The organism is Euzebya sp., assembly GCF_964222135.1.
Taxonomy (GTDB): domain Bacteria; phylum Actinomycetota; class Nitriliruptoria; order Euzebyales; family Euzebyaceae; genus Euzebya.
Genome location: NZ_CAXQBR010000065.1, coordinates 119,905 through 134,123 on the forward strand (window position 1 = coordinate 119,905; position 14,219 = coordinate 134,123).

The window sequence follows — 14,219 nt, forward strand, 5'->3', positions numbered from 1 at the left end:
ACTACGCTGGAGGGCCATGGCTGACCCTCTCATCCGCTGGACCGCCGAGGTCCCCGCGCTCAGGCGGCCCGTCCTGGTCGTGTCGATGGACGGGTTCATCGACGCCGGCGAAGCCGCGTCCAACGCCGCCATGTTCCTGCGCCACCGGTGGGCGGCCGACCCCGTCGCCACGTTCGACCGGGACACGTTCATCGACTTCCGCGCCCGCCGGCCGACGTCGGTCATCGACAACGGCGTGCTGCGGCGCATCGAGTTCGGCGACCTCGCCGTGCTGGTCGCGAAGGTCCCCGACGCCCCCCACGACGCGGTGTTCCTGCTCGGTCCCGAGCCGGACATGCGCTGGGAGCGGTTCTGCGACTGCGTCGTCGACCTGTGCCGCGGCCTCGGGGTGGAGGCCGCGCTCGGGCTCGGGGCCTACCCCGCGGCGGCACCGCACACCCGGCCCACCCAGATCGTGTCCGCCGTCAACGTCGCCGCCGGCGACCTGGTGCCGACGGCCGCGCGGGTCCCGGGCTACACCGGACCGGTCGGAGCCCAGATCGTGCTGCAGCACCGCCTCGGCGAGGCCGGCATCCCCGCCGTGGGCCTGTGGGCGGAGGTGCCGCACTACATCTCGGCGAACGCCCACCCCTCCTCCGCCCTGGCGTTGGTCCAGGTGGTGGCCGAGACCTTCGGGGTCGCGGTCGACACCGGTGAGCTCGAGCTGGCCGCCGCCGCCCACGACGCGCAGGTCGACGAGGCCGTCGCCGACCACCCCGACGCGGCGGAGATGGTCCCGCGCCTCGCGGCGCACGTCGACGCGGGCGGGGCGACCCAGCAGGTGCCGTCCGGCGACGACCTGGCCGCCGAGATCGAGCGGTTCCTGTCCGAGCGCAACGACCAGTAGGGCGGAGGCGCTCCTACCTGGTCACGCGCTCGACCCCGACGTTGAACATGCGCACCCGCGACTCGGCCACCAGCCGGTGATCCTCGTCGGTGATCCCGATGCGCCACAGCTGCACCGAGCGGCCGACGTGCACCGGGGTGGCGGTGGCGGTCAGCACGCCGCCGCGGGCGGAGGACAGGAAGTCGGTGTGGTTGGACTGCCCGACCGATCCGGCGTCGTCGGAGCCGGTCATCTCCCGGATGGCCAAGACCGCCCCGAAGCTCGCGACGGTCTCGGCCATCGCGCAGTAGACCCCGCCGTGGACGAGGCCGTAGGGCTGGGTGTGCCGCTCGGTCACGACGAGGCGGGCGACCACGCGCTCGGCGGTGATCTCCACCATCTCGAGGCCGAGGTGGTCGTCGAAGGCGCCGCGCACGGCGGTGAGGTCCTCGGGGGTCTGGTCCATGGGGGCGCGATCCTAGGGCCCGCCGCCGAGGTGGCCCAACCGGGGCTGAGCCGGTTGCCGCGCTGTCTAGCCTGGGGGCCATGGACGTGCTGGTGAGAGACGTCGGTGAGGCCGACTTCGCAGAGATCGTCGTCGAGGGGTCGAAGACCCGACCGGTCGTGGTGGACTTCTGGGCGGAGTGGTGCGGCCCGTGCCGCCAGCTGTCCCCCGCGCTCGAGGAGGCGGCTCAGCGCCACGTCGGCGAGGTCGACGTGGTCAAGGTCGACGTCGACGCCAACCCCCGCCTGGCCCAGACCTTCCGCGTCCAGGGCATCCCCGCCGTCAAGGCGTTCGCCGGCGGCCGTGTGGTGAACGAGTTCACGGGGCTGCAGCCGCCGCAGGTCATCGAGCAGTTCTTCGCCGCGCTCGCCCCGTCGGAGGCCGACCGCCTCGTCGCCGAGGCCGGCACCGACCCGGCCCGCGCCGAGGACCTGTACCGCTCGGCCATGGCGGCCGAGGTCGACCACCCGGGAGCCGCCGTCGGGCTGGCGTCGCTGCTGGCCGACCGCGGCGACGTCGACGAGGCCCGCGAGGTGCTCGCGAAGGCCCGTCCGACCGACGAGGTGCAGCGCCTCGGCGCGAGGCTCGACCTGGAGGGCGTCGGGTCGGACCTCGACGCCCTGGCCGTGGCGGTGGAGGGCGGTGACGTCGAGTCCCGTCCCGAGCTGGGACGCGCCCTCGCCGCCGCCGGACGCCACGACGAGGCCATCGAGGTGCTGCTCGACGCCGTGCGGCTCCCCGCGACGCGCGAGGACGGCCGCGAGGCGCTGCTCGCGGTGTTCACCGCCCTGGGGCCCGACGACCCCCGCGTCCGGGCCGCGCGACCGAAGCTGGCCTCCGCCCTCTTCTGAGCCGGTTGCCCGGCGGCGCGTCCGGTTAGGCTCGGACCCTATGGTCGAACACGTTGAGGTCGTCGAGGACGACGAGCCCGTCGAGGGCGAGGTCGAGGGTGTGGCCGAGGAGCCCGAGCCCGAGCCGATGATCACCGAGCCGGGCAAGCTCATGCGCATCGCGGTGATGCTGCGGGAGGTGCAGGAGGAGGCCCGGCGAGCCGAGGCCGACGAATCCGGTCGGGTCCGGTTGCGCAAGGTCCACGAGCGCGCCCTCGGCGAGCTGTGCGAGGTCCTGAGCGCCGACCTGCAGTCCGAGCTCGGGCAGTTCACGTTCGACTTCGACACCGAGACGCCCTCCCAGAGCGAGATCCTGATCGCCCAGGCCCAGCTGATCGGGTGGTTGGAGGGCCTCTTCCAGGGCATCCAGGCCGCGATCTTCAACCAGCAGGCGGCCGCGCGGAAGCAGCTCGAGGCCATGCGCCAGCGCGGGTTGCCCGCGGGGCCGCTGCAGGGCGGCGACGGCGAGCAGCAGCGCGAGCGCGCGCCCGGCAACTACCTCTGACGGCGGTGCCGGTTGCGCGCCGGCCGGCGCGCTCCGATAGCCTCTGGCCCTCGCCGAGCCGCGAGGGACGACAAGGAGTCTGAGGAGCATGGGTCGCGCACGAGAGCACTGGGAGCAGCTCAGGGCGGCGTTGGAGTCCGTCGACGTGGAGGCCATCGGCACGCTCTACGCGCCCGACGCGGTGTGGCTCGAGCCCCAGAACCCGCCCCACGAGACCGCCAAGCTGATCCAGGCCTACCTCAGCTCGTGGATGCAGGCGCGTGACGGCATCGACGTCTCCACCAAGCGCCTGCTCGAGTCCGAGGACGGCAGCTTCGTCGCCGTCGAGTGGGCCGTGTCGTACACCGCGGCGGGTCGTCGCTGGAACTCACTGCCCCGGTCCTCATGGATCGAGGTCGGCGACGACGGCATCACCTACCAGCGGGACTACTACTAGGTCAGCGCTGCGCGCTGGGAGGTGCTCTGCCGCCTCGCCGACCTAGCGGTCCGGGTCGGTGAACCGCTCGGGCGGGATGGCGATGAAGAGGGCGTCGCCCTCGGCGAGGACGTCGCCGTCAGGGGTGGCAAGGGTCGCGCGCAGCTGCAGCTTGCGACCGTCCCTCGACTCGAGCCAGGAGCGGGCGACGAGGGGGGCCTCGACCGGCGTCGGGGCGGTGTAGCGGACCTGCAACCTGCCGGTGTACGCCGGCGTGGCCTGGACCAGCAGCTGGTAGCCCATGATGTCGTCGAGGATCGCGGCGACGATGCCGCCGTGCGCCCGCCGTGGCGCGCCCTCGAAGGCGGCGCCGAGGGTGATGTCGCCCACCACCTCGTCGCCGTCGCGGGTCACCTCCATCATGATCCCCATCGGGTTGGCCCGTCCGCTGACGACGCACTCCTCGAAGTGGGCCATCCGGCCGCCGGTCGGCGGGGCCTCCTCCCACAGCTCGCGCTTCACCGCGACGACGTCGCGGGTCCGGCGGACGCCGGCCTCGACCACTTCGGCGGTCGCCGTCGCCTGCTCGGCGACCCGCAGGAGCAGGTCGGGATCGGCCTCGTGGGCGACGACGGCGTGCCCCAGCCGGCGCAGCGCAGCCGCCGCCGCGTGCCGCGGGTCCTCAGCCGTGCTGGTCATGTCGGGGCTGGTCATGTCGGGGGCCTCCTCGTCCACCTCGCACGCGCCCACCGGGCCGCGGGCTCGGCGGCACCCTAGTCCCACACCGCGGTCCCCACCCACCGGCGGGTTATCCCCAGCATCTGGAGATCGGTCCGCGCCGGCGTCGACGACCTCCGTAGCGTCACGGTCGTGCTCGATGACGCCCTGCCCGTGGCCGTGGACCTCGCCGACGCCGACCTGGCGGCGGACGTGGTCGCCCACGTCGAATCCGTCCTCGGCTGGCAGGTGGTCGACCCGACCCCGCACCTGCCGGCCAGGCTCGCGCTGGCCGACCGCGTGGACCCCGCCCTCCCCACCGTGGTCGTGGCGGCCCGCGGGACCGAGCCACCGCCCGCGCCGGGTGCCCTCGCCGTCCTCACCTGGCCGGACCAGGCGGATCGGCTTGCGGGCCTGGTGCCCCCGGCCGTGGTCCGCCGCCCCGCGCGCCTGGTGACCGCCGGCGCGGGCACCGCGCCCCGGGTCGGCACGTCCACCGTCGCCCTGGCGATCGGCGCCCACCACGCCTGGGCCGGCCGGACCGCCGTCGTGGTGACCGACGCGGCCGGCCGCCGCCTGGCCGGCGTGCCCGGTCCCGGGCGGCACCCGGTGGCGGGTGTCGAGGGGCTGTCGATCGCCGACGACGTCATCCACGCGGCGGTGGGTGAGGCGGCGGACGTCGTGGTGGTCGACCGCGGCGCCGGGGGACGCGCCCGGGTGGTCGTCGGCCGCCCGGATGCCGACCTCGTCCGGGCGGCGGCGGACCTGGACCGCACGACGACGGTCATCACGACCGGCACGGGCGGCCTGCACCGGGGCGAGCTCGCTCGGCTGCTCGACGGGCGCCACCACATCCCGCTGCCGGACTCCTTCCGCGTCGCCCGGGCTGGCCTCCGAGGACGCGTCCCGGTCGGGCTGCCCGGCCGCTACCTGGCGGCGCTGGCCCCCCTCGTGGGGGGTGGGTCGTGACCGCCGCGGTGCCCGCCGACCTGGTCCACCGCGTCCGGCGCCGGCTCGCCTCCGGTGCGGGCGTCGGCGGCGACGTCGCAGAGGTCCGGGCGGGTGTCGCCGCGGCGCTCGTGGCGGAGGGGGTGGTGCTGCCGCCAGCCGAGATGGCCCCGCTGGTCCGGACCGTCGCCGACCACGTCGCCGGGCTGGGTCCGCTGGAGGTGCTGCTGCGCCAACCCGGCGTCACCGACGTGCTCGTCAACGGACCCGGGGAGGTGTGGGTGGAGCGACACGGCACCCTCCAGCGCACCGACGTGACCTTCGCGGACGCCGACGCGGTGCTCGAGGCGGTGCGCCGCGTCGTCGGGCCCCGCGGCGGCCGGATCGACCGAAGCCGCCCGTTCGTCGACGCGAAGCTGCCCGACGGCAGCCGCCTGCACGCGGTCGCCGAGCCGATCGTCGCCGACGGGCCGGTCGTCACGCTCCGCCGCTTCGACGCGCGGACCATCGGGTGGGACGAGCTGTGCGCGAGCGGCACCACCCCGCCGGCGGCCGCGGCGCTGGTGCGGGCCGCGGTGGCCGACCGCGCTGCCATCGTCGTGTGCGGGCGGACCGGGACCGGCAAGACCACCCTGCTCCAACGGCTGGTGTCCGACGTCGACCCGGCCGACCGGGTCGTCCTGATCGAGGACGCCCCCGAGCTCCGGCCCCGCACCGCCCACCTGGTGAGGATGGAGACCAGGCCGCCGTCGGCGGAGGGGGTCGGGGCGGTCGACATCGCCACCCTCGTCCGCCAGGCGCTGCGGATGCGGCCCGACCGGATCGTCGTGGGCGAGGTCCGCGGGGTCGAGGTCGCCGACGTGCTGCAGGCGCTGATCACCGGCCACGAGGGGTGCATGACCACCGTCCACGCGAGCACGGCGGACGAGGCGCTGATCCGGCTCGAGGGCATGGCGCTGCTGGCCGGGCTGCCGCTCGCCGCGGCGCAGGCGCAGCTGGCGAGCGCAGTGGACGTCGTCATCGCCCTCGGACGGGGGCCTGGCGGCCAGCGCGGCGTCGTCGAGGTCGCCGACGTGTGCGCCGACGGCCGCACCCCGGTCGCTCGCACCGCCTGGCGGCGCGAGGGGTGGGACGCATGACACCCCCCGCCGCGCTGGTCCGTCGCCGCGCCGCTCGCCCGGGACCCCTGACCCCGGCGCAGCTGCTGGCGGTCCGCGCCGCGCTGGCGGCGGGCGCGTCGCCGTCCGCGGCCCTCGCCGTCGTCGACGCGCCGTCCCTCGCCGCGGTGCGGGGCGCCCTGGCCAGCGGCGTCACGCTGCCGTCGCTCGTCCGCGACCAGCGCGACGGCGCGCGTGCGGACGGGGTGGACGGAGTGGAGGTGGCCGGGCCGGCCGGGCCGCTGGTCCGCGCCCTCGCGATGGCCGAGCTGGTCGGTGCACCCGCCGGCGCCGCGGTGGACGGCGTGATCGACGCGGTCACGGCGACGACCCGGCTGGACGGCCTCGTGCGGGTCCGCTCCGCCCAGGCGCGGGCGAGCGCGCGCTTCCTGGTCGGGATGCCGGTGGCGGGCGCGGCGCTGCTCGCCCTCGTCAACCCCGACGCCCGGCGGTTCTCCGCCAGCCCCCTGGGCCTCCTCGCGATGGCGGTCGCGCTGGTGCTGATCGTCCTGGCGCACCTCTGGATCCGGCGGCTCTCCCGCGCACCGGCGAACGCCGCCGCGGCCGTGGACCCGCTGACCGCGGCGCCGCCGTCGGGCCCCGACCCCACCGCGGTCGTCGCGGTCGTGGTCGCCGTCCTCGGCAGCCTCGTCGTCGGCCCGTCGGCCGCGGTGCCCGCCGCGGTCGTGCGGGCCGGGGTGGGAGGTCCCCGCCGGCGACGCGTCGCGGCCGCCGGGGACCCGACGCCGGCGCCCCCCGCACGGCCGCCTTCCGCCGCGGGGGGCACCCTCCCGACCGTCGAGACCCTCGAGCTCCTCGGTCTCGCCCTCGCCGCCGGTCCCGGCCTCGCCGAGGCGTGCCGGTTGACCGCCGCGCTGGGGCCACCCGCCTCACGACCGGCGTGGCGTGACATCGCCGGCCGCCTGGCCGCCGGGGAGCCCCCCACCGAGGCGTTCGGGACCCGCTTCGGCGAGGTGGCCGACCTGATCGCGATCACCGAGCGCTGGGGCGCCCCGGTGGCGCAGGCGCTGCGCAGCCTCGCAGCGGACCTGCGACACCGGGCCGCCACAGCGGCGGAGGAGGCCGCCGAACGGCTCGCCGTCCGGCTGGTCCTCCCGACGACCCTGCTGCTGGTGCCGGCCTTCGGGCTGCTGGTGGTCCTGCCCGCGATGGCGGCGACCCTCGGTGGCGTCCGGCTGGGCCCGTAGCCACCCAGAGACCCCCACACCGGGGGACACACCACACCTAGAGGAGAACTGCGATGGACGACATCACCACCACGGCGGGCCAGGCCCTGGACCGCCTCCACCACGACGAGACCGGCGCGCAGGCCATGGAGTACACGGCCCTGGCCTGCGCGGGCGTCGGCATCACCGGCCTCGTCATCGAGCTGCTCAACTCCGACGTGGTCCAGAGCCGCCTGGCCGAGCTCTTCACCGGCATCGTCGACAGCCTCGGCGGTGCCCTCGGAGGGCTGTTCTGAGCCCTGGGCCCCCGCGATGGGCGGAGGGGCGCCAGCGCCCCTCCGCCCGGAGGCGGGCACCGCACACCTCTGCGCACGGCGACCGCGGCGCCCAGGCCATCGAGCTCGCCGTCATCACGCCGCTCGTCCTCGTCGTCGCCTCCCTCGTCGTCGCCGCCGGGCAGCTCGTGGTCGGCATGGCCGGCACCCACCACCTTGCGGCGACCGCCGCGCGGGTGGCGGCGACCTCACACGACACGGCGGTCGTGGACCTCCTCGCCGACGCCGACCTCGACCGACTCGACATCGACCCGCCGTCCGGCCAGCGGCGTCCCGGCGACCTGGTCACGGTCACGGTCAGCCGGACCGCGCCGGTGCTGTGGGCGCCCGCACCCGGCATCCCGCTGTCCGCAGCGGCGACCTTCCGCACCGAGGACGTCCCGTGACCGCCCCCCACGACGAGCGGGGTGCGGCGGCCCTGCTGACCACGCTCGTGGCCCTGCTGCTCGCCGCGCTGGTCATGGCCGTGGGGCTGGCCGCCGCCCGGATCTGGCACGCCGCCGCGGCGGCGCGGACCGCTGCTGACGCCGCGGCGCTCGCGGCCCTCGCCGGATCGCCCCTCGCCGGCGGCGACGGCCCACCGGACCTGACGGCGGCACGCGCCACGGCCGCGGCCAACGGCGGGGAGCTGGTCGAGGTGGACGACGCCGCCTGGCCGGTGGCCGTCGTGGTCCACGTCCGCACCTGGACCGGTCCGACACCGATCGGGTCGCGACCGCTGACCGCCGCCGCAGCGGCCCGGCTCGTCCGCCCCGACGGCGCTACCCTCGCAGCGCGCCGGACGGCCGGACCGTCCCCGGTTCAGCCGCCCACCGCGCGCCCACCCGCAGCCACCGCCCACCCGGGTCCCGTCGTGGGGCGCCCACCATGAGTGAACTCGTCGCCTCCGGGCTCCTCCAGCCCGATCCGCTCCCCCCCGGTGCCACCGGCACCTCGACGGTGGGGTACCTCCTCGACGCCGTGCGGCTCCGCCCCGCCGGTCGACGGCTGCTGTCCCTCCTGAGCGCCCTGCTGTTCGCCGTCGGGCTCGCGACGTTCGCCTTCCCGCTGTTCACCGACCTGTACAGCGCCCAGCTCGTCCAGCGCCCGCTCGCCGACGAGTTCGAGTCCGCGGAGATCGTCGAGCGCTACGCGACGCGGACGATCGCGACCGGGGAGCCCCTGACCAGGATCGTGATCCCCTCCCTCGACGTCGACACCGTCGTGGTCGAGGGGACGTCGCCGGCCGCCCTGCGGGCCGGCGCGGGCCACTACCCGAACACCCCCCTGCCCGGCGAGGTCGGCAACGTCGCCATCGCCGGCCACCGGACCACCTACGGCAAGCCCTTCAACGAGCTCGACCGCGTCGGCCCGGGCGAGCTGATCCACCTGGTGACCCCGCTCGCGGTCCACACCTACGAGGTCACGGCCGCGCCGGAGGGGTCGCAGCGCCCCTGCCCCAACGGCGCGTGCTGGGTCGTGACCCCGACGCAGTGGGAGGTGGTGGCCCCCACCCCCGACGCGGCGCTCACCCTGACGACGTGCCACCCGAAGGGCTCGTCCGCCGAGCGGCTGATCCTCCGGGCGTCGCTGGTCAGCTCCGCGGACCGCGAGTTCGACGCCGAGGGCGACCCCGTCCCCCTCGACCTCCTGCCCACCACGCCGCCGGCGACGCCGGCCCCTGACGGCGGGTGACCCGCGCGGTGGCCCGACCCGGCGATACCGTGGACCCCATGCCCGACGAGACCGGGGGTCCGGTCGCGGTGCGCCCGCGCCAGCGCGTCACCGTGCGGGTGGTGGGGCTGGCGATCATCGCGCTGGCCCTCGCACCGCTGCTGGTCGCGTCTCCCGCCGCCCACGCCGCCGAGCAGCGGATCACCGCGCCGGCCGCCGGCACGACCGCGACCGGGCCGGTCACCGTCGTCGCCCAGGTCACCCCGGACGCCGGGGAGGTCATCCAGGGGGTCACCGCACGGCTGGTGGGTCCGGTCGAGCGCAGCGCCGCCCTCGAGCGCGGCACGTCCGAGGGGGAGTGGCGGGGGACCCTCGACCCCACCACCCGCCCGGCGCTGCCCAACGGCACCTACCAGCTGGCCGTGCAGGCCACGCCGGTGGTCGGTCCGCCGTCGGACCCGGCCACCGTGGAGCTCGACCTGGCCGTCCCCCCGCCACGCCGGGAGCTGACCGCCGAGCCGGACGCCGCGGACGCGACCCGCGTCGTCATGTCGTGGGAGCCCGTCGCGCTCCCGGACTTCATCGCCTACCGCGTCCAGCGCCGCCCGGACGCCGACGACGGCGAGTGGACCACCGTCCACCGGCTGGAGGACCCCCGCGCCGACGGCGTGGTCGACACCGTCGGACAGCCCGGCCCGTACCGGTACCGGCTGATCGTGGTGCGCGCCGACGGCCGGGGTGGCGAGCTGTTCGCCACGTCGCCGATCCGCGGCGTCACCGCCGACCCCGCGGACCCGGGCACGTTCACACCGCCACCGGAGCCCGAGCCCCGTCCGGCCGGGACACCCGAGCCCCAGCCCGGCGTGCCGCCCGGCGGGCCGGTGCAGCGCCCTGACGACACCCCCGGCGCCGGCCCCACGCCGACGCCGACGACCCCGCCCACCCAGACCGCCGACGCGCCACCGGCGCAGCGGCCGCAGGCCACGGTCCGACCGCCTGCCATCGACGACGGGGCCGACGCGGAGGTCGTCACCCCGCCGCGACCGGACATCATCCCCGCCGACGACGGGGTGTTCGAGGAGCTGCTGCCGTTCGAGGCCACCGAGTCGGAGGTGGAGGTGACCGACACCGAGGCGGCGTTCATCGACGGGAGCACCCGGGAGGGCGGCTCCCTCGCCGTCTACACCGAGGAAGCCGAGAGCCCGCGCGGCGTGCTGACCGCCATCGCGGGCGGTCTGGTCCTGCTGGTGTCGAGCGCCCACGTGCGCCGGTTCATGTCCGGCGCCGGCGGTCGGTGAACGGCACCCCACCCCGGGGCTAGGCTGGGGCCGCGGTTGAACCAGATCGGTTCTGGCAAGGACTGAGGTCCGTGCCTGTGGGTCTTCCCTCCCCCGGGACCCCGCCGGTCGACAGACGAAAGGCCACGCTGACGTGCAGATGACCATCGACGACCGCATCGACGGCGACCGCGCCGTGCTGACGGTCAGCGGCGAGGTGGACGTGTACACCGCGCCGACGCTCCGCGAGCACATCCTGACCGCCATCAGCGACGGCGCGTCGACCGTCGTGGTCGACCTCTCGTCGGTGGCGTTCATGGACTCGACGGGCCTCGGCGTGCTCGTCGGGGCGTTGAAGCGCCTGCGCCAGCAGGACGGGAACCTCCACGTCGTCTGCGATTCCGAGCCGGTGCTCAAGATCTTCCGGGTGACCGGGCTCATGGACGTGTTCGGCGTCGTGGCATCCCTCGACGAGGTGCCCGACCCCAGATGACCGGCTGGGTCACGCTGAGGCTGCCGTCGGCTGCGTACGTGGTCGGCATCGCGCGGTCCATGGCCGTCGCCGCCGCCGCCTCGGCGCAGGTGCCCGAGGACCGCATCGACGACGTCCGGACCTGCACATCCGAAGCCGTGACCAACGCCGTGCAGGCGCACCGGCGCATCGAGGTGACGCTGCCGATCGTGGTCCGCACCACGACCGACGGCGGCCGCTTCGTCCTCGAGGTCGGCGACTCCGGCCCGGGGCTCGACCCGCAGGTGCCGCCCAACGGCACCGTCGACGCCCTGCGGGAGGGCGGCTACGGGATCCCGGTGATGCGCGCGCTCGCGGACTCCTTCGACATCGCGTCCGGCGGCATCCTCGACGCCGGCGTGGGGACGACCGTCCGCATGACGTACCGGCTCGACCCCGCTGCCTGAACGGGGTGCCCGGCCGGTAGGATCGCCGAGCCGTGGATGATCTGCTCCGAGTCACCGTCAAGACCTACGACGACTGCGCATCGGCCTACCTGGAGGCCTGGAAGGACCGTCGCCCGCGGGACTCGGCGCGCCGCTTCGCGCGGATGGCGGGCGCCGACGCGCTCGTGCTCGACGTGGCCGGCGGTCCCGGCCTCGACGTGCGGCTGCTGCGCGACGTCGGGCTGCGCGCCGCGTCCGGCGACCTGTCCGCCGAGTGCATGCGGGTCGCCCGCACCTTCTTCCCGAAGGGCCTCCTGGCGCGCTGGGACTACCGGAGCCTGCCGTTCGCGGACGGCCAGTTCCAGGGCATCTGGGCGCCGGCGGCGCTCCAGCACCTCCCGCGGCGCGGCATCCCGCCGGCCATGCGGGAGTTCCGCCGGGTCCAGGGCGGCGGGCCGATCTTCGTCACCTTCCCGGAGGGCGAGACCGACATGGGCCTCCTCGAGGACCCGCCCGCCGGATCGGTGCAGGTCACGTCGGTGACGCCGGAGGAGCTGCGCGCCCTGCTGCTGCGGATGGGCTACGTCGACGTGGAGGTGGAGTCCCGCCCCGACCCGAGGGGCATCCCTCTGCGCTGGTCCTACGGCTGGGGCATGAGCCCGGCCTGAGGCGTGCGATCGGCGGGGTGGGGTAGGACGGAGACATGAGCGACGACGGGTTCCTGAAGCACCAACTGCCCACCATGGCCGGCATGGCCGGTGCCATCGCCGTCCGATCGGCGATCTCGAAGGCCTACCAGGCCAAGCGGGGGACCGAGCCGCCGGTCGACCCCGGGGCCGAGGGCGCCACCTGGCGTCAGGCCATCCTGTGGACCGCCGTGCTGGCTGCGGGCGCCGGCGTGGGACGGCTCCTCGCCCGCTACGCGGTGGGGGAGACCGTCGACAAGCGGGTCGGCGGCACCCGCGAGCTCGCGAAGGCCTGAGCGGGACCATCGGCTCCGGGAGGAGCGCAGCCGCCATGGCACCCGCGCGGATCCTGATCGTCCACCACAGCCCGACCGCGTCGCTCGAGCAGATCGTCGCGGCGGCGACCGCGGGGATCGAGCACCCGGCCCTGGGGGGTGCGGTCGCCGCGGTGCCACGGCCGGCGCTGTCCGCGACCGCCGAGGACGTCGAGGACGCTGACGGCGTCGTGCTGGTCACCCCGGTCAACCTGGGCTACATGGGCGGCGCGCTGAAGCACTTCTTCGACTCGACCTTCCGCGACCTCGAGTCCGCCGGGACCCGCCGGCCCTACGTCGCGGTGGTCAAGGGCACCACGGACGCCGGCGGGGCGGTCCGCGCGATCGAGTCGATCACGACCGGCCTGCGCTGGCCGGCCGCGCGGCCACCGGTCGTGGTCGAGGGGGACGTCGACGACGCGTTCCTCGCGCGCGTCACCGAGACCTGCGCCGAGCTGGCCGCGTCGCTGGCCCCCTGATCCGGACCCCCGACCCGAACCGTCACGACCGGTCGTCGAGGCCGTACCGCTGGCGCAACCGGTCCTCCCAGGCCACGTGGTCGTCGTCGTGGGGTGGCGGCTCGTCGGGCAGGGGTGGGGCGGCCGATCCCGCTGGGGCGGCAGCCGGCTGCTCGTCGGGGGGGACCCCCTCGTCGTGGACGTGGACGGGATCGTCCTCCGCGCTGATCGTCGCGGCCGCCACCGCGGTGGTGAGGGGGACGGCCAGGACGAGGCCGATCGACCCGACGACGGTCCGGACCACCTCCTGGGCGACCAGCTCGCTGGTGAGGGTCTCGCCCACCGCGCCCCCTCCGACGCTGAAGAGGATCAGCAGGGGCAGGGCCGCACCGGCGTAGGCCAGGAAGAGGGTGTTGACCGTCGCCGCGATGTGGTCCCGGCCGACGCGCAGCGCGGCCGCGAAGACCGCGCGGTCCGACGCGCCCGGGTCGGCGCGGCGCAGGGCCGCGACCGTCGAGGCCTGGCTCACCGTCACGTCGTCGAGGACCCCGAGCGTGCCGACGATGATCCCCGCGAGCAGCAGACCGCGGACGTCGAGCTCGGTCCCGGTCGCGAACCGGACCAGTTGCACGTCCTCGCTCGACAGCCCGGTCAGGGTGGTGACCTCCACCGCGACCAGCGCCAAGCCGATCGTCACCAGGAGCGCGCCCGCCGTGCCGACCGCTGCCGCCCGGGTCGTCATCGACACCCCGTGGCTGAGGGGGAGGGTCACGCACATGACGGCCAGCGCGACCACGACGGCCACCAGGGTCGGGTTGCGCCCCGCCAGCAGGGCGGGCACCGCCACGCCGACGACCAGCACCGCCGACGCGCCCAGGCCCACCAGCGCCCGGACGCCCTGCCACCGGCCGAGCGCCACCACGGCGAGCGCGAAGGCGACCACGAGCGCGGTGAGCGGCGGACCCCGCTGGAAGTCCACGATCGCGTACTGCTCGGCGGTGCCCGGCGCGCCGATCTGGGCGACCACGACGGCCTTGCCGACCTCGAGCACCCCGGTCTCGTCGACCATCGGGATCGAGAGGTCGCGGCCGTCGTCGGTCGCGACGTCCACGACGACCTCGACCGCGCCCGGGAGCAGGAACTCGGTGTCCTGGGTCGCGGCGACCTCCACCGCGGTGATCTCCCCCCCGATCCGCTCCTCGTCCACCGCGGCGAAGTCCTGCTGCTCGGCGGTCGGTGGGCCGCCGTAGGGGTACACGACGGCCACCCCGACCGCCGTGAGCACCCCGATCGCCAGCACCGCGCCGGTCAGCGCCCGTCGACGTGCAGCCAGTCCTCGCATCCGGTCACGGTAGCGGCGGAGTGCCCAGAGCGGACGAGCACACGTCTGAACTCCAGTCACAGCATACA

20 protein-coding genes are annotated in these 14,219 nt (G+C 75.6%); 17 read left to right on the top strand and 3 right to left on the bottom strand.

The features are described 5' to 3' along the window. Positions 1-16 precede the first annotated feature (16 nt). Positions 17-886, top strand: a complete 870-nt coding sequence (locus ACEQ2X_RS14075; protein ID WP_370326450.1) for a PAC2 family protein — start codon at positions 17-19, stop codon at positions 884-886. 13 nt (positions 887-899) lie between these two features. Here ACEQ2X_RS14075 and ACEQ2X_RS14080 read toward each other — a convergent pair whose 3' ends face one another. Then, the gene (locus ACEQ2X_RS14080) at positions 900-1,331 is read right to left on the bottom strand and encodes a PaaI family thioesterase (protein WP_370326451.1); all 432 of its coding nucleotides are present in this window, start codon (positions 1,329-1,331) and stop codon (positions 900-902) included. An 80-nt stretch (positions 1,332-1,411) separates the two neighbouring features. Between ACEQ2X_RS14080 and ACEQ2X_RS14085 the strand changes: the two genes are divergently transcribed. The 3 genes from ACEQ2X_RS14085 (at position 1,412) to ACEQ2X_RS14095 (ending at position 3,201) form a co-directional block, all read left to right on the top strand. Beyond that, on the top strand, positions 1,412-2,221 hold the full coding sequence (locus tag ACEQ2X_RS14085) for a tetratricopeptide repeat protein (RefSeq protein WP_370326452.1): 810 nt from the start codon (positions 1,412-1,414) through the stop codon (positions 2,219-2,221). A 40-nt stretch (positions 2,222-2,261) separates the two neighbouring features. Further along, a complete protein-coding gene (locus ACEQ2X_RS14090) occupies positions 2,262-2,765 on the top strand; it encodes a proteasome activator (RefSeq protein ID WP_370326453.1) in 504 nt (167 codons plus the stop codon). 88 nt (positions 2,766-2,853) lie between these two features. Next, entirely contained in the window at positions 2,854-3,201 is a 348-nt protein-coding gene (locus ACEQ2X_RS14095; RefSeq protein ID WP_370326454.1) for a nuclear transport factor 2 family protein, read from the top strand. A 42-nt stretch (positions 3,202-3,243) separates the two neighbouring features. Here ACEQ2X_RS14095 and ACEQ2X_RS14100 read toward each other — a convergent pair whose 3' ends face one another. Continuing rightward, positions 3,244-3,894 (bottom strand): PaaI family thioesterase, encoded by a 651-nt coding sequence (locus ACEQ2X_RS14100; RefSeq protein ID WP_370326455.1) that lies wholly within the window; start codon positions 3,892-3,894, stop codon positions 3,244-3,246. 156 nt (positions 3,895-4,050) lie between these two features. Here ACEQ2X_RS14100 and ACEQ2X_RS14105 point away from each other — a divergent pair, with 156 nt between their 5' ends. The 13 genes from ACEQ2X_RS14105 (at position 4,051) to ACEQ2X_RS14165 (ending at position 12,830) form a co-directional block, all read left to right on the top strand. Beyond that, positions 4,051-4,866, top strand: a complete 816-nt coding sequence (locus tag ACEQ2X_RS14105) for a hypothetical protein (RefSeq protein WP_370326456.1) — start codon at positions 4,051-4,053, stop codon at positions 4,864-4,866. Then, positions 4,863-5,984, top strand: a complete 1,122-nt coding sequence (locus ACEQ2X_RS14110) for a CpaF family protein (protein ID WP_370326457.1) — start codon at positions 4,863-4,865, stop codon at positions 5,982-5,984. The genes ACEQ2X_RS14105 and ACEQ2X_RS14110 overlap by 4 nt, the downstream gene beginning before the upstream one ends. Further along, the gene (locus ACEQ2X_RS14115) at positions 5,981-7,210 is read left to right on the top strand and encodes a type II secretion system F family protein (protein ID WP_370326458.1); all 1,230 of its coding nucleotides are present in this window, start codon (positions 5,981-5,983) and stop codon (positions 7,208-7,210) included. The genes ACEQ2X_RS14110 and ACEQ2X_RS14115 overlap by 4 nt, the downstream gene beginning before the upstream one ends. 53 nt (positions 7,211-7,263) lie before the next feature. Then, the gene (locus tag ACEQ2X_RS14120; protein ID WP_370326459.1) at positions 7,264-7,485 is read left to right on the top strand and encodes a hypothetical protein; all 222 of its coding nucleotides are present in this window, start codon (positions 7,264-7,266) and stop codon (positions 7,483-7,485) included. A 176-nt stretch (positions 7,486-7,661) separates the two neighbouring features. Continuing rightward, on the top strand, positions 7,662-7,910 hold the full coding sequence (locus ACEQ2X_RS14125; RefSeq protein ID WP_370326460.1) for a hypothetical protein: 249 nt from the start codon (positions 7,662-7,664) through the stop codon (positions 7,908-7,910). Further along, entirely contained in the window at positions 7,907-8,395 is a 489-nt protein-coding gene (locus tag ACEQ2X_RS14130; RefSeq protein ID WP_370326461.1) for a hypothetical protein, read from the top strand. Before ACEQ2X_RS14125 ends, ACEQ2X_RS14130 begins: the two co-directional genes overlap by 4 nt. Beyond that, complete coding sequence (locus ACEQ2X_RS14135) at positions 8,392-9,198, top strand: class E sortase (protein WP_370326462.1); 807 nt, start codon at positions 8,392-8,394, stop codon at positions 9,196-9,198. The genes ACEQ2X_RS14130 and ACEQ2X_RS14135 overlap by 4 nt, the downstream gene beginning before the upstream one ends. A gap of 38 nt (positions 9,199-9,236) precedes the next feature. After that, entirely contained in the window at positions 9,237-10,475 is a 1,239-nt protein-coding gene (locus ACEQ2X_RS14140) for a hypothetical protein (protein ID WP_370326463.1), read from the top strand. Between the two features lie 133 nt (positions 10,476-10,608). Then, positions 10,609-10,947 (top strand): STAS domain-containing protein, encoded by a 339-nt coding sequence (locus tag ACEQ2X_RS14145; protein ID WP_370326464.1) that lies wholly within the window; start codon positions 10,609-10,611, stop codon positions 10,945-10,947. Beyond that, a complete protein-coding gene (locus ACEQ2X_RS14150; protein WP_370326465.1) occupies positions 10,944-11,372 on the top strand; it encodes an ATP-binding protein in 429 nt (142 codons plus the stop codon). Before ACEQ2X_RS14145 ends, ACEQ2X_RS14150 begins: the two co-directional genes overlap by 4 nt. 32 nt (positions 11,373-11,404) lie before the next feature. Then, on the top strand, positions 11,405-12,019 hold the full coding sequence (locus ACEQ2X_RS14155; RefSeq protein WP_370326466.1) for a class I SAM-dependent methyltransferase: 615 nt from the start codon (positions 11,405-11,407) through the stop codon (positions 12,017-12,019). Positions 12,020-12,054: 35 nt separating this feature from the next. Continuing rightward, the gene (locus ACEQ2X_RS14160; RefSeq protein WP_370326467.1) at positions 12,055-12,333 is read left to right on the top strand and encodes a DUF4235 domain-containing protein; all 279 of its coding nucleotides are present in this window, start codon (positions 12,055-12,057) and stop codon (positions 12,331-12,333) included. A gap of 35 nt (positions 12,334-12,368) precedes the next feature. Then, a complete protein-coding gene (locus tag ACEQ2X_RS14165; RefSeq protein ID WP_370326468.1) occupies positions 12,369-12,830 on the top strand; it encodes a flavodoxin family protein in 462 nt (153 codons plus the stop codon). Positions 12,831-12,852: 22 nt separating this feature from the next. Here ACEQ2X_RS14165 and ACEQ2X_RS14170 read toward each other — a convergent pair whose 3' ends face one another. After that, positions 12,853-14,151: a YibE/F family protein gene (locus ACEQ2X_RS14170; RefSeq protein WP_372530567.1), complete on the bottom strand. Its 1,299-nt coding sequence runs from the start codon at positions 14,149-14,151 to the stop codon at positions 12,853-12,855. Positions 14,152-14,219: the final 68 nt, after the last annotated feature.

Coding starts and splice junctions, on each gene's coding strand:
- ACEQ2X_RS14090 (WP_370326453.1), top strand. CDS start 2,262: ATGGTCGAACACGTTGAGGTCGTCGAGGACGACGAGCCCGTCGAGGGC.
- ACEQ2X_RS14120 (WP_370326459.1), top strand. CDS start 7,264: ATGGACGACATCACCACCACGGCGGGCCAGGCCCTGGACCGCCTCCAC.
- ACEQ2X_RS14075 (WP_370326450.1), top strand. CDS start 17: ATGGCTGACCCTCTCATCCGCTGGACCGCCGAGGTCCCCGCGCTCAGG.
- ACEQ2X_RS14100 (WP_370326455.1), bottom strand. CDS start 3,894: ATGACCAGCCCCGACATGACCAGCACGGCTGAGGACCCGCGGCACGCG.
- ACEQ2X_RS14170 (WP_372530567.1), bottom strand. CDS start 14,151: ATGCGAGGACTGGCTGCACGTCGACGGGCGCTGACCGGCGCGGTGCTG.
- ACEQ2X_RS14165 (WP_370326468.1), top strand. CDS start 12,369: ATGGCACCCGCGCGGATCCTGATCGTCCACCACAGCCCGACCGCGTCG.
- ACEQ2X_RS14125 (WP_370326460.1), top strand. CDS start 7,662: ATGGCCGGCACCCACCACCTTGCGGCGACCGCCGCGCGGGTGGCGGCG.
- ACEQ2X_RS14160 (WP_370326467.1), top strand. CDS start 12,055: ATGAGCGACGACGGGTTCCTGAAGCACCAACTGCCCACCATGGCCGGC.
- ACEQ2X_RS14115 (WP_370326458.1), top strand. CDS start 5,981: ATGACACCCCCCGCCGCGCTGGTCCGTCGCCGCGCCGCTCGCCCGGGA.
- ACEQ2X_RS14085 (WP_370326452.1), top strand. CDS start 1,412: ATGGACGTGCTGGTGAGAGACGTCGGTGAGGCCGACTTCGCAGAGATC.
- ACEQ2X_RS14080 (WP_370326451.1), bottom strand. CDS start 1,331: ATGGACCAGACCCCCGAGGACCTCACCGCCGTGCGCGGCGCCTTCGAC.
- ACEQ2X_RS14150 (WP_370326465.1), top strand. CDS start 10,944: ATGACCGGCTGGGTCACGCTGAGGCTGCCGTCGGCTGCGTACGTGGTC.
- ACEQ2X_RS14095 (WP_370326454.1), top strand. CDS start 2,854: ATGGGTCGCGCACGAGAGCACTGGGAGCAGCTCAGGGCGGCGTTGGAG.
- ACEQ2X_RS14135 (WP_370326462.1), top strand. CDS start 8,392: ATGAGTGAACTCGTCGCCTCCGGGCTCCTCCAGCCCGATCCGCTCCCC.
- ACEQ2X_RS14140 (WP_370326463.1), top strand. CDS start 9,237: ATGCCCGACGAGACCGGGGGTCCGGTCGCGGTGCGCCCGCGCCAGCGC.